The following is an 18,077-nucleotide window of genomic DNA, read 5'->3' as shown; positions in this document are numbered from 1 at the left end:
CGTCAGCGCGCGCCCTCCGGCCACAGCACGACGCGCACCGTCTGGAGCAGGATCAGAAGATCGAGGAAGGGCGAATAATTCTTCGCATAATAAAGATCATATTCCAGCTTCACCCGCGCATCTTCGACCGACGCGCCATAGGGGTAGTTGATCTGCGCCCAGCCGGTCAGGCCGGGCTTCACCATGTGGCGTTCGGCATAATAGGGCAGCTGGCGTTCGAGTTCGTCGACGAAGCTCGGCCGTTCGGGGCGCGGGCCAACGAAGCTCATCTCGCCTTTCAGCACGCACCAGAGCTGCGGCAGTTCGTCGATGCGCAGCTTGCGGATGATGTGGCCGACGCGCGTGATTCGGGGGTCGTTTTCCGCCGCCCACACCGCCTTGCCCGCCGCTTCGGCGTCGGTGCGCATCGAACGGATCTTCAAGATATTATAAGGTTCGCCGAACAAACCGACACGCGGCTGGCGATAGAGGACCGGCCCCTTGCTATCGAGTTTCACGGCAAGCGCCGCGATCAGCGCGAGCGGCAGGCCGATCACCAGCACGATCAGGCTGGCAACGATATCGAACAGCCGTTTGCCGACCTTGGAGATGCGTTGTCCCGCCGAAAAACCGTCGGAAAAGATCAGCACGCTGGGGTTTGTCGTCGCCAGATCGACGCGGCCCGTCTCGCGTTCGATGAAGCTGGCGATGTCGTTGACATGCACGCCGGTGGTCTTGACGCGCAGCAGATCGGCGAGCGGCAGCGCATTGCGCCGCTCCTCCATCGCGAGCACGACCTCTCCCGCGCGCAGCGCAACGACATGGTCGGACAGGTTGGCGATCGCTTCGCGTGGGACCGCCTCGGCAATCGTGCGCTCGTTCCCGGTCATCGCAACGAAGCCGACGACGTCGATGCCGCTTCCCGGCGCCTCGGCCAGCGCGCGCAGCCGCGCTGCACGCGCGCCGGCGCCCAGCACGAGGATGCGCCGCTTGAACGCATCGGCGCCCGCACTTTGCGTCAGCGCCAGCCGGATGAGAAACAGCGCCGCGATCGCCAATCCCATCGCGTAAAAGCTGTTGACGCGCCACAGCGTCGCGGTCGGCAAGAGAAAGCCGACCACCGAAAGGAAAATGACGCCCAGCGAGACCGCAGCGAGCAGGCGCGCCGTCGCGAATTTCATCGATCGCAGCGCTTCGGCGCCATACATGCCGGTCGCCATCATCGCGAGCGAATTGGCGACGGCAAAGGTGGTGAGCGGCAACCAGCGATCGCCGAAGTCACCGGCATCGAAGCCGGCGATATGCGCATAAAGCGCCCACGCCGCATTGGCAGACGCAAACAGCGCTACAAATTCGAGCAATGCGAGCCAGACGACCGCGTGCGGGACATAATGTTTGAACAAACGGAACATGTTGCGCCTGGCCCTTTCGGGCTGACATCCTAAGGTCGAGGCGTGAAGTGTCGGTTAATTTTACACTCGCGCCGGACCCTATTCGGGGATGACCGCGCGACTGACAGAGGATAGAGCCGAGGGATGAGTACCGAAATTCAACCGATCATCCTGTGCGGCGGCGCGGGTACCCGCCTCTGGCCCGAATCGCGCGGTGATCGCGCCAAGCAGTTCCTGCCGCTGACCGGCTCCGAAAGCCTGTTCCGGCAGACCGTCGCCCGCACCCCCGCCGGGGCGCATTTCACACCGCCGGTGATCTTGTGCGGGACAGGCCATGTCGCGACCGTGCGCGACCAGATGGGCGATCATGAGGCCGCGCTGCTCGTCGAACCGATGCCGCGCAACACCGCCGCCGCCATCGCGCTTGCGGTGGCGCGCGCCGACGCCGACAGCTTGCTGCTCGTCATGCCCAGCGACCATATCATCGCCGACGTTCCCGCGTTCCACGCCGCCATCGCCAAGGGCGCGCATCTGGCGCAGCAGGACTGGCTCGTCACCTTCGGCATCGCCCCGGACCGCCCCGAAACCGGCTTCGGCTATATCGCCAGCGGCGCCGCGCTCGGCGACGATGGTTTCGCGGTCGCCCGCTTCGTCGAAAAGCCGCCGCTGGCCGAGGCCGAACTTATGCTTGCCGAAGGAGGCTATAGCTGGAACGCGGGCATTTTCCTGTTTCGCGCTGGCCGCATGCGCGATGCGATGCTCACCCATTGCCGCGCGATCTTCGAAGCCGCCGACCGCGCCGTCGCTGCGGGCCGTTATGACGGCGACGCGCTCTATGCCGACGCCGACGCCTTCGCCGCCGCGCCCTCCGATTCGATCGACTATGCGGTGATGGAAAAGGACGACCGCGTCGCCGTCGTCCCCGTGACGATGGGCTGGTCCGATCTCGGAAGCTGGCAGGCCGTCCACGCCCTCGCCGGCGGCAAGGATGCCGACGGCAACGCGGTCAGCGGCGACGCGTTCCTGCACGACAGCCACGGCAATCTTGTCCGCGCCGGCGGCAAGCGCGTGTCGCTCGTCGGGATGGAGGGCGTCGCGGTCATCGTCGACGGCGACGACATTCTCGTCATGCCGCTCAACCGCTCGCAAGACGTCCGCGCCGCCGCCAAGGCGCGCGGTTAGGGCGCGAGGCGCGCGCCATCCCCCTCCGCGGGCAGGATATCGACCTGCACCGCCAATATCCGGTGGCGCATCGCGTCCCAGTCGGCGAAGCGCCAGAAGGTCGGGCTGTCGCGTCCGACGATACGCGGATTATCCGCCGATGGCCCGATAGCGCGGTCGTGGAACGCGATTTCGGTCAGCGTCTCGCAATCGAAGAAGATGCGCACCATGACATCCTCAGCATAGTCGCCCGCGCTGCCCGTCACGACGCCCAGTTCGCCGCACGACAGACGCACCAGCGTCCCGACCGGATAAATGCCCAGGCTGTCGGCGAATTGTTCGAGCAGACGGCTATCGAAATGCCCGTGCCATTGCTGCATTTCGGTCAGCGCCTCGCACGGCGTCCACGGGTCCTTGTAGGGCCGGTTCGACGTCACCGCGTCATAGACGTCGCAGATGGCCCCCATCCGCGCGAACAGCGACAATGCCTCGCCCGACAGGCCATCGGGATAGCCAGCGCCATCGACCTTCTCATGGTGCCGCAGGCAGACTTCGAGCGCCGCCTCGGGAACATCCTTCGAATTGGCGAGCAATCGGTGGCCGGCCGCCGGATGCCCGCGCACCGAATCGCGCTCAAGATCCGACAGCGCCCCGGACTTGGTCAAAATGTCGTCCGAAATCGCAATCTTGCCGACATCGTGAAGCAGTCCGGCGACGCCCAGATCCTGCACGACGCGCTCATCGAGTTCCAGATGCCGCGCGAAATTCATCATCAGCGCGCACACCGCCACCGAATGGAGATAGGTATATTGGTCCTTTTCCTTCAGGCGGACGAGATTGATCAACGCCTTGGGATCGCGTTCGATCGAGGCGCCGATCGATTTGGCGAGCGGCACCATCCGCCGCGCCTCGACCGCGCGGCCCAGCCGGGCCGTCTCGAACATTTCGCTGACCGCTTCGCGCGACCGTTCGATGGCGCGGCGCGCGCGGCGGCATTCGGCGGCATAGCCCTTGCGCTGGCGCGGTTCGTCGCGCGGCGGCGGAGGCGGCGGCACCATGGGCTCGGGCCAGGCGATCGGCCGTGCCGCGGCGCGCGATGGCTGGGGACGCGCAGGAAGTTTCGCCGCGACCGACTCGGGCCACGGCGCGTCCGTCGCTTCATCGATGTCGCTGCGGCTCTTGTCGATGATCAGCGCGTCGATTGCGGAGGCGCGGATACGCAGCAATTGTTCCATCGTTTCGACGCGAAAATGCCGACGCCAAAATGGGTGATCGAACCACGAGCCTTCGAAGCCGTGGACGAACATCCCGATCTGAGCCTCTTCGGGCTTTATCCGAACCAACATAACGCGCGGTCCCAACAGGTCCTTGGCATCCCCCCGATGCCAACTTTCGTCGGTAGGAAGACTTTCTTAAAAGCGCGTATATGCGCTGCCCCGTTTTGGGACGGAAACTCAATCGCCCGCAAAATCGAAGGCGCTCACGCCGCGTTCGCCCTCGCGAAAGCGCAGCGGGCGACCGATCGGCGGCGCCGATCGCTGGACGCAGCCGGTCCGCGTGCAGCGACGACAACCAAGGCCGATCGGCGTCGCGGCGCTGCGCATCAGGTCCAGGCCGCGCGCGGCGATCAGCGGCGCCGCAACCTTGGCATCGACGCCGACGCACACCGCGAACCGCGCCGGCGTCCCGCCCCCCGTCGCGCCGGGCGCCGCCACGTTGCGGCTCTGCGTGAACCAGCGCGATCCGTCTTCCAGTTCGACGAGATCGGCGACCACCTCGCCGGGGCGCGCGAACGCTTCGTGGACGCCCCACAAGGGACAGCGCGCATCGCCGTCGACGAGCGGCGACTGGCTCGCGCCGGCATAGCGCTTGCTCCCCTGCCCCGCGCGGTCGATGCGCAGCATGAAGAAGGGTAGCCCGCGCGCACCCACGCGCTGCAGCGTCGTCAAGCGATGCGCCACCTGCTCGAAGCTTGCCCCGAAGCGGCGCTGGAGCAACAGCAGATCGTAACCCGTCGCATCACAGGCGCGCAGGAAGCGGCCGTAGGGCATCATCAGCGCGCTCGCGAAATATTGGATCAGGTGCCGCTCGAACAGCCGCGCCGCCGCCGCTTCGGCAAATTCCGCGCCGGCAATCAGCGCATCGATCTCGTCCTTCGCCTCGATCTGCGCCAGCGTCGCCGCCGCCTGAAAGGTCCGGCTTGCAGGGCGCAGCAGTTCGTTCAGCATCAATTGCCGCGCATGCCAGTCGAGCCAGCGGAGCCGGTCGGGCATGACATCGGCGGGCAGGATGCGGATGCCAAGCTGGTGGCGCGTGCGCAGCCGCTCCGAAATCGTGCCGTAAAGATCGCCGCCCGCAAGGCGCAGTTCATCGGCCAGTTCCTCGGCGCGGGCGTCGAGGTCGGGGAAATGGTTGCGCCATTTCTCGATGGCGCGGCGCACCGCGGCCACTTCGGGGGCATCGCCCTCCACTCCCGCGCGCCCCTCGGGCGCTGCGTCGAACAGCCGCGCAAAGGCCGCGGCGGTCGCGGGCGCAGTCTGCAGCCATTCATCGACCTCCTGCGCGCCGATGCCGAGATCGGCGAAGCGCGGATCGGCAAGCCGCCGCCGCAGGCCTGCAAGCCCGCCGGGCACGTCCTCGGCGCCCAATTTCGCGGCATCGAAGCCGAAACGCTCGGCCAGGCGCACGATCACCGTCGCCGACAGGGGCCGCTGACCATGCTCGATCAGGTTGAGATAGCTCGGCGAAATATCGAGCGCCTCGGCCATCGCCGCCTGCGTCATTGCCGCTTCGCGCCGGACCTTGCGCACCGCCGGACCTGCAAACACCCGCCGCTCCGCCATAATTGTAACTTTCTTTACCGATTTACACGCTAATTTACACCTGATGGCCATATTTCACAAATATTATTGACAAAGCTTTTCACTTTCGGCGGCACTTTCGCCACCATCCAACCATCACCTCTCACAAGGATATGACGATGGGTTATCAGGAAGACATGGCACAGGCTGGCCGCCTCATCCGCGACTATGATGGCACTTGGGACGGCATCAGCGGCGAGAGCGTCGCGCGCATGCGCGCCCAGAACAAGTTCCGCACCGGCCTCGACATCGCCCGCTACACCGCGCGGATCATGCGCGCCGATATGGCCGCCTATGACGCCGATCCCGCCAACTACACCCAGTCGCTCGGCTGCTGGCACGGCTTCATCGCGCAGCAGAAGATGATCTCGGTCAAGAAGCATTTCGGCACCACCAAGGGCCGCTACATCTATCTGTCGGGCTGGATGATTGCCGCGCTACGCAGCGAATTCGGTCCGCTGCCCGATCAGTCGATGCACGAAAAGACCAGCGTCCCGGCGCTGATCGAGGAAATCTACACCTTCCTGCGTCAGGCCGACGCCCGCGAACTCGGCATGCTGTTCCGCGATCTCGACGCCGCGCGCGCCGAGGGCGACGAACTCAAGGCCAAGCAGGTTCAGGCCGCAATCGACAATCATGAAACGCATGTCGTGCCGATCATTGCCGACATCGATGCCGGCTTCGGCAACGCCGAGGCGACCTACCTGCTCGCCAAGAAGATGATCGAAGCCGGCGCCTGCGCGCTGCAGATCGAAAATCAGGTTTCGGACGAAAAGCAGTGCGGTCACCAGGACGGAAAGGTCACCGTGCCGCACGAAGACTTTATCGCGAAGATCCGCGCCTGCCGCTACGCCTTCATGGAACTCGGCGTCGAGGATGGCATCATTGTGACGCGCACCGACAGCCTCGGCGCGGGCCTGACCAAGCAGATCGCCTTCTCGAAGGAACCGGGCGACCTTGGCGACCGGTATAACAGCTTCCTCGACTGCGAAGAGGTCGAAGGCGCGGGCAACCCCGGCGACGTCCTGATCAACCGCGACGGCAAGCTGATGCGCCCGAAGCGCCTGCCCTCGAACCTTTATCAGTTCCGCCCCGGAACCGGCGAGGATCGCTGCGTTATGGACTGCATCGCCAGCCTTCAGAACGGCGCCGACCTGCTGTGGATCGAAACCGAAAAGCCCCACATCGAACAGATTGCCGGCATGGTCGATCGCATCCGCGAAGTCGTCCCCAATGCGAAGCTCGCCTATAATAATTCGCCGAGCTTCAACTGGACGCTCAACTTCCGCCAGCAGGTGTTCGACAGCTGGCAGGCCGAAGGCAAGGACGTCAGCGCCTATGATCGCGCCAAGCTGATGAGCGCCGATTATGATGAGACGGAGCTGTCGATCGAAGCCGACAACCGCATCCGCACCTTCCAGCGCGACGCGGCGAAGCGGGCGGGCATCTTCCACCACCTCATCACGCTGCCAACCTATCACACCGCGGCGCTCAGCACCGACAATCTCGCCAAGGAATATTTCGGCGACGAAGCGATGCTCGGCTACGTCAAGGGCGTCCAGCGCAAGGAAATCCGCCAGGGCATCGCCTGCGTGAAGCATCAGAACATGTCAGGCAGCGACATCGGCGACGACCACAAGGAATATTTCGCCGGCGAAGCCGCGCTGAAGGCCGCGGGCAAGGACAATACGATGAACCAGTTCGCCGCCTGACCCAGTTTGGCGCGGGGGTTTTCGTTGCCCCCCGCGCCTTCCGAGCTTTCCTGGGGAGGAAAGCCTGCCCGCCGGACGTCGATCGATGTCCGGCGGGCATTTTTGTCTGGATACGGTGACTTACCCTATTGGCCTTGTATCCCGCCGATTTGCGTGCATTATGGGGGAAATAGAAAAATCCCTCCCCCCACAAACGGCATCTCCCCATGAACGATACCCGACTGAAACTGATGGAAGCCATCGCGCGCAAGCGAACCGTGACCGCGCGCTACAATGGCAATGTGATGCGCCTCGCGCCGCATCTGATGTTCGAACGCCACGGCGCGCTGTTCGTCAGCGCGCTCAACCTCGACAAGAATTGGCGCTCCGACGACGAGCGCCGGCTCGGCCATTTCAAGCTCGATGGACTGGCGCAGACCGAGCTGGTCGACGAGGGCTTCGACCCGCTCCCGGCCTTTGAGCCCGTGGCGCCAAAGGACGAAGACACGCTCGTCCTGTCGATATGATCCGGTCCGCTGGCTGCTCCGGCATTTTCTGCCGGAGTTCCCATGCAGGTTGCAATTCGGGCCGCCTCTACCCCCCGTTGGGGATAGAAGCGGCCCGCACGCTTCCTATGTCGACGCCGATGCGTCGCCGTCCTTCGTCTTGACGAGCGACCAGAGCACGCCGCCCGCGATCAACGCGACCGTGACGCCCAGGCTGATCAGCGGCGGGAATTTGGCCCCGCCGAGCAGGAAGTCGGCAACGAAGATCTTCGATCCGATGAAGACGAGCACCAGCGCCAGCGCATATTTCAGATAGTGGAAACGGTGCACCATGGCGGCGAGCGCGAAATAGAGCGCGCGCAGGCCGAGGATCGCCATGATGTTCGACGTATAGACGATGAAGGTGTCGGTCGTGATCGCGAAGATCGCCGGCACACTATCGACCGCGAACACGAGGTCGGCCAGATTGATGACCACCAGCGCCAGGAACAGCGGCGTCGCGGCGAGCGCGAGCTTGCCGCTCTTCTTGTCGATCGTGCGGACGAAGAATTTTTCGCCATGCAGATCGGGCGTGATCGGAATGTGCCGTGACAGCCATTTGACGACCGGATTGCCCGCAACGTCCATCGGCTTGTCGCTCGCGAACAGCATCTTGACGCCGGTGAAGACCAGAAAGGCGGCGAAGACGTAGAGCAGCCATTCATATTCGGTAACCAGCGCCGCGCCGCCCGCGATCATGATCCCGCGCAGCACGATCACCGCGACGATGCCCCACAGCAGCGCGCGATACTGATAGCGCGCGGGGATGGCAAAAGTCGCGAAGATCAGCGAGATGACGAAGATATTGTCGATCGACAGCGCCTTCTCGATGAAGAAGCCCGTGTAATATTGCAGGCCTGCCTCGCCGCCCTTCTCCGCCCAGATCCAGGCGCCGAAGGCCAGCGCGATACCGATATAGAGCGCCGAGAGCTTCAGGCTCTCGCCGATCCCCATCTCCTTGTTTTCCTTGTGCAGGATGCCAAGGTCGAATGCGGTCAGCGCGACGACAAGGCCGATGAAGGCGGCCCAGAACCAGACCGGCGTACCGAGCCAGTCGGAAAACAGAAATTCCATATGCGTCCGTCCCAAAAGAAGGGACGCGCCGCTCGCAAGCGACGCGCCCATATCATGGATTATCGATGATTAGCGGCCGAAGGCCGGGCGCCGCGCGAGCATGGCAAGGCGATCCTTGACCGCCAGCTTCAGCTTCTTCAGCCGCAACAGGCGAAACGGATCGCCGCCACGCCGTCCGCGCTCGCGACGCACGGCGTCGTCGAGCTTGCGGTGCAGCACGGTCAATCGATAAATGTGGGTATTCATGGACATAAGGCGCCTCCTGATTGAGATTGCTCAAAACAGGTGACGCCGATGCCGGGCCCTTTGGTAGGGGGGAGGATGGGCCGCCAAGGCATCGGTGTCACCCGATGCGGTCCGACATCACGTGGCGGGAAATATCCCGCCGACGCCAGAGGGGCCCGGCCCGCACTTTTCAAATGTAGGATAGCGCCCCGCCGCTTGCAAGTCCTCCCGGGGACATTTGGGAGAACGCCTGCCGGCGACGGGACGCTACGCGTCGATCACTCGACGCGATTGAAATGCGTGGTTTCCAGCTTCTGGCTATTGTCGCTCGACCAGACGATCGTTTCGGTCATCGATTTCAGATCCTTGGCGACGGTATAGACCCGCGTCGATACCCGGGTGCCTGCCTTGCCCAAAGTCATTACCAATGTGTCCGGTGCCGGCTGACGCAGGGCGACGGTGTCGATGAACCCCATATTGCCGGTGATCGGCACGGCGACGCCATCGAGCGCGGCGGTCGATTCCGAATATTTGACCGAGCCATCGGGCGCAACGATTTCGACGCGCGTCGTCCACTTGCCGTCCTGCGCTGGCCGGAAGCTGATCGTCACCCGCCGGGGCCGTTCTTTTTCGGGCAACTGCGATGCGTCCAGCGACCAGCTTCCGACCAGCGGCAAGGAACGCGATGCCGTATCATGGGCGGCGTTCAAGGAACCCGGTTGGTCGGCGGACGGGGCGGCCGCAAACATCAATCCGGCGGCGGCCAGGGATATTGCAGAGAGCATGGCGATCAATCCTTTCGAACCGCGAACCCCGATGGCTGCGGTGTGCGCCAACGGCTCCACATCGGAGGGCGGTTTCGGAAGATCGATATTTTCGTCACAAGTTTTTTGGAGGTCGAGAAGGCGCGCCAATTCGCGGCTGCTGCCGACCCCCGTCTTGCGGCGGGCGGAGCGCAGGCGCTCATTGATCGAGGTTTCCGAACGCCCCAGGCGCGCCGCGATGGTCTTGACTGTATGCCCGGCGACCAACAGGCGCAAAACCTCCACTTCCCGGTCGGTAAGACGCGCAGACAAGCCGGGAAACGGGTCATTCGCAGACATGGATTTTGCTCACCACAGCGCCACCGACAGGTCCATCCCAATTTATTTGGGAAATGGCGCTAGGGCCAGGCCGATCATGCCTGCGACCGAGCCGCCCGAATCAGGTCAGCGCGTCGGCCCCAATCCGCCGATCACCCCTTCGGCATCAGCTTCATCGCCATCGACGTCAGCGCCTCGGTCGCGGTCGAGATGACCGCGGGCGCGTCGGGCGCCCAGAAGGGCGAGTGAAGGCTGGGCAGGGTCCGCCCTTCCTTCTTCGCCGCATCGAGTTCGGCCTGCGGCACGCCGCCGACCCAGATGATCAGGCTCTTGATGTCCTTGTCATCGCGCGAGAAGCGGCCGAAATCCTCGCCGCCCATGACCGGCGGCATCTTGATGACGCGCTTGTCGCCAAAGCGCGTCGTCAGGAACGCTGCCATATCCTCGGTAAAATCGGGGGTGTTGAAGGTCGAGGGCGTGAATTCGTCCTTTTCGACGCTGACCACCGGCAATTTGTCGTCGGGGAGGCCTGCGGCGATCGCTTCGCCCTTGGCCACGCGCGCAATGCCGTCGAGCAGATGGTTGCGCACCTCGTCGGTATAGCTGCGAACCGTCAACTGCAGTCGCGCCTCGTCGGGGATGATATTATGCTTCGCGCCGGCATGGAAACTGCCGACGGTGACGACGGCGCTGTCGAGCGGGCTGATTTCACGCGACACGAGCGTTTGCAGCGCGGTGACGATCCGGCTCGCCAGCACGATCGGATCCTTGGTTGCCTGCGGATAGGCGCCATGACCGCCGACGCCCTTTACCAATATGTCGACGCTATCGACATTGGCGAGCGCATAGCCCGGCGTGTAGCCGATCGCTCCGGCCGGAAACTGCGCTGCGTCGTGGAAGGCGAGCGCATATTGCGGCTTCGGAAAGCGGGTATAGAGCCCATCCTCGAGCATCATCCGCGCGCCCGCGCCGCGCTCCTCGGCGGGTTGGCCGATCATCACCAGCGTTCCCGACCATTTATCCTTGTTCGCCGCCATCAGCCGCGCGGTGCCGATCCACGACGTCATGTGCGTATCGTGGCCGCACGCATGCATCACGCCGGTTTCGACGCCTTCCTTGGTGGTCACGCGAACCTTTGACGCACCGGGCAGGCCCGTCTGTTCGGTCACCGGCAATCCGTCCATGTCCGCGCGCACCAGCACCACCGGACCGGGGCCGTTCTTCATCACGGCGACGACGCCGGTTCCGCCAACCTTTTCGGTGACATCGAAGCCGAGCTTGCGCGCTTCGGTGGCGAGAATGCCGGCCGAGCGCACCTCCATGAAGCTGAGTTCGGGGTTGGCGTGCAGATCCTTGTAGATCGCCATCAACGAAGGCATCTGCTGCTGCACCTGATCGCCCAGCGATTGCGCCGCCGCCGGCATCGTCAGCGCCAGTGCCGCAACGCCCGTCCACAAAATCCGCATAAATCCCCCTTTGTCCGTCAATCTCGCCCGTCAAATCTTTCCGTCAGTTTGCGGGAACCAGCTCGATCACGTCGAGCAAGGATTCATAGGCCGGCGCCGGCAGCACCAGCCGCCAGCGATTGTCGTCGATCCGTTCGACCAGCCCCGCCATATCGCGCATGCGGTCGGTACCATAATCGATGGCCAGCCGTTCGTCGCCAAGCTGCAACGTGCCCAGAAAGACCTGCCGGTTCAGGCTGTCGGGAAAGATCAGGCCCACGGGACGCTGCGATCCGGTCAGCTTGACGAAGCTCGCGATGCCCTGCTCGTCGGCGATGCGGCACCGGAACCAGTCATAAGCGATATAGGCGAGCGTGCTGCGCCCCTGCGTACCGAGCTTGATCGTCCGGCACCGGTAATCGCCGGCGGGAATGTGCGGATTGGGCAGCGCCGCCATCGGCTCGAGCAAAACGCCCTCGCGCTCGATTTCGGCGCCATAGCCTTTCGCGCGCGCATCGGTCAGCGCCGCCTGCCAGCTCTTGTACCAGCTGCGTATGCGTTCCTTGTCCTGATCGGTCGCCGTCGCGCGCCACGTTCCTGCGGACGCAGGGGCGTCGGCCGCCGAAGGCGGCATGGCAGGCACGGTCTGGCAGGCGCCAAGGGTCAACCCCAGCGCCAGGGTGGAAACAAGCGTAGTGCGACCCCGCATTCTCCGTCTCTCCTGATCGGCTTTGGTTAACCCTTAGGAGGCGACGGACGAATGCTCAAGGGCGGGACGCGCGCAAGCGCCCTCAGGCGGCGGTCCAGCCGCCATCGACGCTCAGATTGGCGCCAGTGATGTTCGCGGCCTCGTCGCGGGTCAGGAAGGCGGCGATCGCGGCCACTTGCTCGACCGTCACGAACTGCTTGGTCGGCTGACCAGCGAGTAGCACGTCGTTGATGACCTGCTCGCGCGTCATGTGCCGCGCCTTCATCGTATCGGGGATCTGGTTCTCGACGAGCGGCGTCCAGACATAGCCCGGGCTGATGCAATTGACGGTGATGCCGGCTTCGGCAACTTCCAGCGCAACCGTCTTGGTCAGGCCCGCAAGGCCGTGCTTCGCGGTGACATAGGCCGATTTGAACGGCGAGGCGACGAGCGAGTGCGCCGATGCGGTCCCGATGATCCGCCCCCATCCTTTCTTGCGCATCCCCGGAACCGCATGGCGGATGGTGTGGAAAGCCGCGGTCAGGTTGAGCGCGATGATCATGTCCCATTTTTCGACCGGGAAATCCTCGACCGGCGCGACATATTGCATGCCCGCATTGTTCACGAGGATGTCGACGCCGCCCATGTCCTTGTCGGCGCGCTTGAACATCGCTTCGATCTCGTCGGGCTTGGTCAGGTCGGCACCATCATAGGCGGCCTTGCCGCCGTTCAGCACCTGCAGCGCCGCGCGTTCGGCTTCGATCGCCGCCTCTTCGCCGAAGCCGTTGATGATGATGTTCGCGCCCTCGGCGGCGAGCGCCTTGGCAATGCCGAGGCCGATGCCCGACGTCGATCCCGTGACGAGAGCCGTCTTGCCTTGCAGTCGCATAAATAATCCTTTCTTCGGGGGGAGATAATGATGGCGGTTAGCCGGCCTTGGGCCGCAGCAGGTCGGCCTGCACCGCGAAACTGTCCGATCGCCCTTCGGCGATGCTTTCGGCAAGAAGATGTCCGTCCTTCATCGCCGCTTCGACCGCGGCGCGGCCGAGCGCCCAATTGGCCTCCATCGTCGAGCGCGAGAATTCGAAATCGCGCGCACCGGTTTGCCAGGCGGGCGGTTGATGAATGAGCTGCACGACGTTCAGCGCCTTGCAATCGACCATCTTCTGGACCGCCTTGACCTCGGGCAGATCGCGCGCCTCGGGCGGCAGCTTCGCCAGCATCCGGTCGATCAACGCATGCTCCTTGCGCCGCCGTACCAGCCCGTCGGAAATGCGCCGCGTACGGCTCGAATAGCGGATATCCTTTTCGCGCGACCAGGCCTCTTCCAGATCGTGCGGACGATCGCCGCGCGCCGGGAAAAGATCGACCTGAAAGACGAGCATATCCTCGTGCGCCGCCTCGACCACATGCTCGAGCGGCGTGTTCGACACCAGCCCGCCATCCCAATACCAATGCCCGTCGATCTCGATCGGCGGCAGTCCCGGCGGCAAGGCACCCGACGCCATGATATGCCGCGCGTCGATCCGGTCGGTGCGGGTATCGAAATAACGGAAATTGCCCGTCTCGACCGCGACCGCGCCGACCGAAAGCCGGACATTGCCCGTGTTGAGCCGATCCCAGTCGATCAGCCGGTCGAGCGTCGCGATCAGCGGCGTCGTGTCATAATAGCTGACCGCGGCAGGCGTTTGCCGTTCGGCGAAAAGCGGCGGCGGGATGCGCGGAACGAAAAATCCCGGCACCCCGAAACTCGCGACCTGTGCGGCAGCGCCCAGATGCACCCACTCACGCACCGCATCATTGTCGACCACCGGTAGCGAGGGCAGCGCCGACGACACGCCCTCCCAAAAGGCGCGCATCTTTCCGACCGCTTCGTCGCGCGGATTGCCCGCGATGATGGCGGCGTTGACCGCCCCGATCGAAATGCCCGCGATCCAATCGAGTTCGATCCCCAGATCGATCAGCGCTTCGTAAACGCCCGCCTGAAAGGCGCCAAGCGCGCCGCCCCCTTGCAGGACGAGCACGACAAGGTCGGGAAGCGGCAGGGCGGCTCGGGCAGCGCGGCGAGGCATGGACTCGGAAACGATCCTCTTCTGGGTCGGCACCCGCGTCTTTTGTGCGCCGCAACAGCGAACAATGCAAGGGCGCTGTGCAGCGCGAATCCCCTTCCAATTGCGGGGTGCTGCTGCCACAACCGTTTTACGACAAGGCTTTGATGGCGGAGACAGGCATGCGCCTCGACGATTATGATCCCGGCGACGACATTCGCGATCTCGGTCGCGGCGGGGGCGGATTCGGCGGCGGGGGCGGCGGCATGGGCGGATTGCTCGTCGGCCTGCTGCCGATGCTGCTCGGACGCAAGATGGGCTGCGGGACCATCCTGCTGCTCGGCGTGCTCGCCTTCGTCTTTCTCGGTCCCGGCGCCAGCCTGCTTAGCACCGGGGGCGGAAGCGCCGACCCGATGGCACAAAGCCGCGGCGCACCGCAGGGGGTTGCCTGCGACACGGCGGCGGAGAAATTCGCCTGCAACGTCTTCGGCTCCACGCATCAGGTCTGGGGGCAGCTTGTCGACGGCTATCGCAAGCCGACGCTTAATTTCTTCACCGACGAAAACCGGTCGGGCTGCGGCGCTGCACAGGCCGCGATGGGCCCGTTCTACTGCCCTGCCGATCAAGGGGTCTACCTCGACACCAACTTCTTCAACGAACTGGCCAGCCGCTTCGGCGCCGCCGGCGATGCGGCGCAGGCCTATGTCGTCGCGCACGAGGTCGGCCATCATATCCAGACGCTGACCGGCATTTCGGACAAGGTTCGCCAGATGCAGGCGCGATCGTCGCAGGCCGAGGGCAATGCACTGCAGGTTCGCATGGAGCTGCAGGCCGACTGCTACGCCGGCGTTTGGGCCAATCGGGCGCGGACGAAGGACGGTCAGCCGGTGATGGAACCCGGCGATATGGAAGAAGCGATGCGCGCCGCCAACGCGATCGGCGACGATACGCTGATGCGCTCGGCCGGGCAGCGTCCCGTTCCTGAAAGTTTCACCCACGGCACGAGCGAACAGCGCATGAGCTGGCTGCGCCGCGGCCTGGAAACCGGAGATCCGCGCCAGTGCGACACCTTCAACGCTTCGCGCTGATCGCCGCGCTGGCGGCGGCATCCGCGCCCGCTTCGGCGGCAAGCGTCTATGTAAAGGCCGGGCGCCTGATCGACGGGCTGACCGACACCGTTCGCACCGGCCAGTGCATCACCATCGCCGACGAGCATATCGTCGCGGTCGCGCCGTGCGGCAAGGCGCCCGACGGCGCACAGGTCGTCGACTGGTCGGCCTATACCGTGCTGCCCGGGCTGATCGACCTGCACACGCACCTCGCCGATCTGGGGCAGAGCGCCGATCTTGCCGCACCGATGAAGGCCTCGCCCGCCGAAACCGCGCTCGTCGGCGCGCGCAACGCACGCGTGACGCTCGACGCCGGCTTCACCAGCGTGCGCGACGTCGGCACCTATCGCGGGCTGACCGATGTCGCACTCCGCAATGCGATCGACCGCGGCGATGTACCGGGGCCGCGCATGTGGGTCGCGGGCGCCTATATCACCATCCCCGGCGGCGGCGGCGAACTCAACGGCGTCGTCCCCAATGACCAGCTCCCGCCCGATATGCGGCTGGGGGTCGCCGCGACGCCCGAAGAGGCGGCGGCCAAGACCGCCTTTCTGCTCGATCATGGCGCCGATTTCATCAAGACGATTGCGACCGGCGCGGTGCTGGCGATCGGCACCGAACCCGGTGCACCCGAACTCACCGAGGATCAGCTTCGCGCCGTCGTGACGATCGCCCACGCACGCGGCAAACGCGTCACGGCTCACGCGCATGGCGCCGAAGGGATCAAGAATGCGATCCGTGCCGGGGTCGACAGCATCGAGCATGCAAGCCTCGCCGACGAAGAAGCGCTGCAAATGGCGAAGGCGCACGGCACCTGGCTTGCGATGGACATCTACAACGGCGATTACATCAACGACATCGGGACGAAAGAGGGTTGGCCCGAGGAATATTTGCGCAAGAATCGCGAAACCACCGACACGCAGCGCGCGGCGTTCAGGCGGGCCGTCGAACTGGGGGTCAAGATCGGCTTCGCGACCGACGCGGGGGTCTATCCGCACGGGCTCAACGCGCGGCAATTCGCCTATATGGTCCGTTATGGCATGACGCCGATGCAGGCGATCCAGGCCGCGACTGGCCGCGCTTCGGAAGAAATGGGCCGTAGCGATGTCGGCGCGGTGGCACCGGGCCGCTATGGCGACCTGATCGCGGTGAAGGCCGATCCGCTGACCGATATCCGCGTCCTCGAACGGATCGATCATGTGATGAAAGGCGGGACGATCATCCGCTGACGCGGCGCGCGCCGTCGCCGAGCGCCGAGCCCGGTTGTCACGGCGCGGACGCCTCGTTAGGGGCTGCGCAGTGGACAACAGCATCGAAATCGGAATCGACGGCGCGCAGCGGCCCGTTCATGTCAATGTCCAGGAATTGCTGGCGACGCGCCTGTTGGTCCAGGGCAATTCGGGATCGGGCAAATCGCACCTGCTCCGCCGCCTGCTCGAAGAAAGCGCGGGGCTCGTCCAACAGATCGTGATCGATCCCGAGGGCGATTTCGTCACCCTCGCCGACCAATATTCGCACATCGTCGTCAACGCAGGCGATTATAGCGAGGCCGAAATCGCGGCGATGGGCGCGCGCATCCGCGAACATCGCGCCTCGGTCGTCCTCAGCCTCGACACGCTGGAGATCGAGGCGCAGATGAGCTGCGTCGCGGTCTTCCTGAACGCCCTGTTCGATGCGCCGCGCGCGCACTGGTTCCCGGCGCTCGTCGTCGTCGACGAAGCCCAGATGTTCGCACCGAGCGCGGCGGGCGAAGTGTCCGACGCGGTTCGGCGCGCCTCGCTGTCGGCGATGACCAATTTGATGTGCCGCGGCCGCAAGCGCGGCCTCGCCGGCGCCATCGCGACGCAGCGGCTCGCAAAGCTCGCCAAGAATGTCGCCGCGGAGGCGAGCAATTTCCTGATGGGGCGCACCTTCCTCGACATCGACATGGCGCGCGCCGCCGACCTGCTCGGCATGGAGCGCCGCCAGGCCGAGCAGATACGCGACCTCGACCGCGGCTGCTTCCTCGGCCTTGGTCCCGCGATCACGCGGCGGCCCGTATCGATCCGTATCGGCTCGACACGCACCGCGACGCGCGCGGGCACGCACAGCCTGTTGCCGCTGCCAAGCGCCGAGCCGGCCGACATGCAGACGAGGCTCTTCGCCAATCTCGACGCCCAACCCGCGCCGTCCCCCGCCCCGGCCCCACGCCCGGTCGCGGCGCAGGAGTTGATGGAGCGCTTCGTCGTCCCCGCCGAAGCCGCCACATCGCCCATCGACGACGGCCCGCCGTCGGAGCCGGCACCGGCGATCGATCCCGAACCCGTGGTCATCGCGGCGCTGCGTGACATGCTCGCCGACCCGGCGTGCGGTTTCCATGCCGAATCCTTTCTCTATCAGGATTTTTCGGTGCGCTGCCGGATGCAGAAGCTGCGGCAGGTGCCGCTCGACCTTGCGCAGTTCCGGCGCCGCTTCGCACTCGCCAAGGCGGGGATCTTCGATCCCGCCGAGCCGCAATGGCACGACCTGCTCGACGCGGCGGCGCGCCTGCCCGACGACATGCTCGCGCCCTTCCTGCTGATCGGGCGCGCCGCGATGGAGGGATCGCCCTGCCCCGACGACGATGCGCTCGGCGCGGCTTATGGCACGCGCTCGCCGGGCCGGGTCCGCCGCCTCGTCGAATATATGGAGCGGCAGGGCGCGGTGGTGGTGCGGTCGGATTTCGGCGGACGCCGGTCGATCGGCATCCCGGCGCTGGGACTCAGCACCGAGGCCGAGTGATCGGCCGCCCGCGCTCTC

Annotated in this window: 16 protein-coding genes and 1 pseudogene; 6 read left to right on the top strand and 11 right to left on the bottom strand. The window is 65.1% G+C overall.

Translation table 11 applies throughout. The annotated features are described in order from the left end of the window. Window positions 1-2: 2 nt before the first annotated feature. Entirely contained in the window at window positions 3-1,391 is a 1,389-nt protein-coding gene (locus tag ATE59_RS04590) for a TIGR03013 family XrtA/PEP-CTERM system glycosyltransferase (RefSeq protein WP_058811366.1), read from the bottom strand. A 123-nt stretch (window positions 1,392-1,514) separates the two neighbouring features. On the opposite strand from ATE59_RS04590, the gene ATE59_RS04585 reads away from it, so the two are divergent. After that, a complete protein-coding gene (locus ATE59_RS04585; protein ID WP_058811365.1) occupies window positions 1,515-2,552 on the top strand; it encodes a mannose-1-phosphate guanylyltransferase in 1,038 nt (345 codons plus the stop codon). Here ATE59_RS04585 and ATE59_RS04580 read toward each other — a convergent pair. Together ATE59_RS04580 and ATE59_RS04575 are read right to left on the bottom strand one after the other, a co-directional pair. After that, complete coding sequence (locus tag ATE59_RS04580) at window positions 2,549-3,877, bottom strand: HD-GYP domain-containing protein (RefSeq protein WP_058811364.1); 1,329 nt, start codon at window positions 3,875-3,877, stop codon at window positions 2,549-2,551. The two genes, ATE59_RS04585 and ATE59_RS04580, sit on opposite strands and share 4 nt — an antisense overlap. Before the next feature lie 108 nt (window positions 3,878-3,985). Then, window positions 3,986-5,374: a helix-turn-helix domain-containing protein gene (locus tag ATE59_RS04575; protein WP_058811363.1), complete on the bottom strand. Its 1,389-nt coding sequence runs from the start codon at window positions 5,372-5,374 to the stop codon at window positions 3,986-3,988. A 137-nt stretch (window positions 5,375-5,511) separates the two neighbouring features. Here ATE59_RS04575 and ATE59_RS04570 point away from each other — a divergent pair, with 137 nt between their 5' ends. Together ATE59_RS04570 and ATE59_RS04565 are read left to right on the top strand one after the other, a co-directional pair. Then, complete coding sequence (locus ATE59_RS04570; protein ID WP_003044264.1) at window positions 5,512-7,104, top strand: isocitrate lyase; 1,593 nt, start codon at window positions 5,512-5,514, stop codon at window positions 7,102-7,104. Between the two features lie 206 nt (window positions 7,105-7,310). Further along, window positions 7,311-7,610: a hypothetical protein gene (locus ATE59_RS04565; RefSeq protein ID WP_003044268.1), complete on the top strand. Its 300-nt coding sequence runs from the start codon at window positions 7,311-7,313 to the stop codon at window positions 7,608-7,610. A 105-nt stretch (window positions 7,611-7,715) separates the two neighbouring features. Here ATE59_RS04565 and ATE59_RS04560 read toward each other — a convergent pair whose 3' ends face one another. The 8 genes and pseudogenes from ATE59_RS04560 to ATE59_RS04535 form a co-directional block, all read right to left on the bottom strand. Further along, the gene (locus ATE59_RS04560) at window positions 7,716-8,702 is read right to left on the bottom strand and encodes a TerC family protein (protein WP_058811362.1); all 987 of its coding nucleotides are present in this window, start codon (window positions 8,700-8,702) and stop codon (window positions 7,716-7,718) included. 69 nt (window positions 8,703-8,771) lie between these two features. Next, window positions 8,772-8,948, bottom strand: coding sequence for a DUF465 domain-containing protein (locus ATE59_RS17505; protein WP_003044272.1), 177 nt, complete (start codon window positions 8,946-8,948; stop codon window positions 8,772-8,774). 257 nt (window positions 8,949-9,205) lie between these two features. Beyond that, the gene (locus tag ATE59_RS18170; RefSeq protein ID WP_231292900.1) at window positions 9,206-9,637 is read right to left on the bottom strand and encodes a hypothetical protein; all 432 of its coding nucleotides are present in this window, start codon (window positions 9,635-9,637) and stop codon (window positions 9,206-9,208) included. A gap of 204 nt (window positions 9,638-9,841) precedes the next feature. Then, window positions 9,842-10,030 (bottom strand): annotated as a pseudogene (locus ATE59_RS18165) (helix-turn-helix domain-containing protein); the annotation flags it as partial. Window positions 10,031-10,161: 131 nt separating this feature from the next. Then, window positions 10,162-11,475: an amidohydrolase gene (locus ATE59_RS04550; RefSeq protein ID WP_058811361.1), complete on the bottom strand. Its 1,314-nt coding sequence runs from the start codon at window positions 11,473-11,475 to the stop codon at window positions 10,162-10,164. 43 nt (window positions 11,476-11,518) lie between these two features. After that, the gene (locus ATE59_RS04545) at window positions 11,519-12,163 is read right to left on the bottom strand and encodes a DUF4893 domain-containing protein (protein ID WP_058811360.1); all 645 of its coding nucleotides are present in this window, start codon (window positions 12,161-12,163) and stop codon (window positions 11,519-11,521) included. A gap of 82 nt (window positions 12,164-12,245) precedes the next feature. Next, window positions 12,246-13,031: a 3-hydroxybutyrate dehydrogenase gene (locus tag ATE59_RS04540; protein ID WP_003044284.1), complete on the bottom strand. Its 786-nt coding sequence runs from the start codon at window positions 13,029-13,031 to the stop codon at window positions 12,246-12,248. A 37-nt stretch (window positions 13,032-13,068) separates the two neighbouring features. After that, on the bottom strand, window positions 13,069-14,214 hold the full coding sequence (locus ATE59_RS04535; RefSeq protein ID WP_058811359.1) for a patatin-like phospholipase family protein: 1,146 nt from the start codon (window positions 14,212-14,214) through the stop codon (window positions 13,069-13,071). Between the two features lie 158 nt (window positions 14,215-14,372). On the opposite strand from ATE59_RS04535, the gene ypfJ reads away from it, so the two are divergent. From ypfJ to ATE59_RS04520, 3 genes are all read left to right on the top strand, one after another. Beyond that, window positions 14,373-15,278, top strand: coding sequence for a KPN_02809 family neutral zinc metallopeptidase (gene ypfJ / locus ATE59_RS04530; RefSeq protein ID WP_003044292.1), 906 nt, complete (start codon window positions 14,373-14,375; stop codon window positions 15,276-15,278). Further along, a complete protein-coding gene (locus tag ATE59_RS04525) occupies window positions 15,251-16,528 on the top strand; it encodes a Xaa-Pro dipeptidase (RefSeq protein WP_003044296.1) in 1,278 nt (425 codons plus the stop codon). The genes ypfJ and ATE59_RS04525 overlap by 28 nt, the downstream gene beginning before the upstream one ends. A gap of 70 nt (window positions 16,529-16,598) precedes the next feature. Continuing rightward, window positions 16,599-18,059 carry a helicase HerA domain-containing protein gene (locus ATE59_RS04520; RefSeq protein ID WP_058811358.1) on the top strand — a complete coding sequence of 487 codons (1,461 nt, stop codon included), beginning with the start codon at window positions 16,599-16,601 and terminating at the stop codon, window positions 18,057-18,059. Window positions 18,060-18,077 lie beyond the last annotated feature (18 nt).

This window comes from Sphingopyxis sp. A083, from assembly GCF_001468495.1.
Taxonomy (GTDB): domain Bacteria; phylum Pseudomonadota; class Alphaproteobacteria; order Sphingomonadales; family Sphingomonadaceae; genus Sphingopyxis; species Sphingopyxis terrae.
Note: the sequence above shows the minus strand (reverse complement) of the source record. Positions and strands in the feature narration are given on the sequence as shown.

Bases quoted from the DNA above. Each gene is read 5' to 3' on its own strand.
- ATE59_RS04545 (WP_058811360.1), bottom strand. From the start codon at position 12,163: ATGCGGGGTCGCACTACGCTTGTTTCCACCCTGGCGCTGGGGTTGACC.
- ATE59_RS04585 (WP_058811365.1), top strand. From the start codon at position 1,515: ATGAGTACCGAAATTCAACCGATCATCCTGTGCGGCGGCGCGGGTACC.
- ypfJ (WP_003044292.1), top strand. From the start codon at position 14,373: ATGCGCCTCGACGATTATGATCCCGGCGACGACATTCGCGATCTCGGT.
- ATE59_RS04535 (WP_058811359.1), bottom strand. From the start codon at position 14,214: ATGCCTCGCCGCGCTGCCCGAGCCGCCCTGCCGCTTCCCGACCTTGTC.
- ATE59_RS04575 (WP_058811363.1), bottom strand. From the start codon at position 5,374: ATGGCGGAGCGGCGGGTGTTTGCAGGTCCGGCGGTGCGCAAGGTCCGG.
- ATE59_RS04590 (WP_058811366.1), bottom strand. From the start codon at position 1,391: ATGTTCCGTTTGTTCAAACATTATGTCCCGCACGCGGTCGTCTGGCTC.
- ATE59_RS04565 (WP_003044268.1), top strand. From the start codon at position 7,311: ATGAACGATACCCGACTGAAACTGATGGAAGCCATCGCGCGCAAGCGA.
- ATE59_RS04560 (WP_058811362.1), bottom strand. From the start codon at position 8,702: ATGGAATTTCTGTTTTCCGACTGGCTCGGTACGCCGGTCTGGTTCTGG.
- ATE59_RS04580 (WP_058811364.1), bottom strand. From the start codon at position 3,877: ATGTTGGTTCGGATAAAGCCCGAAGAGGCTCAGATCGGGATGTTCGTC.
- ATE59_RS17505 (WP_003044272.1), bottom strand. From the start codon at position 8,948: ATGAATACCCACATTTATCGATTGACCGTGCTGCACCGCAAGCTCGAC.
- ATE59_RS04570 (WP_003044264.1), top strand. From the start codon at position 5,512: ATGGGTTATCAGGAAGACATGGCACAGGCTGGCCGCCTCATCCGCGAC.
- ATE59_RS04540 (WP_003044284.1), bottom strand. From the start codon at position 13,031: ATGCGACTGCAAGGCAAGACGGCTCTCGTCACGGGATCGACGTCGGGC.
- ATE59_RS04550 (WP_058811361.1), bottom strand. From the start codon at position 11,475: ATGCGGATTTTGTGGACGGGCGTTGCGGCACTGGCGCTGACGATGCCG.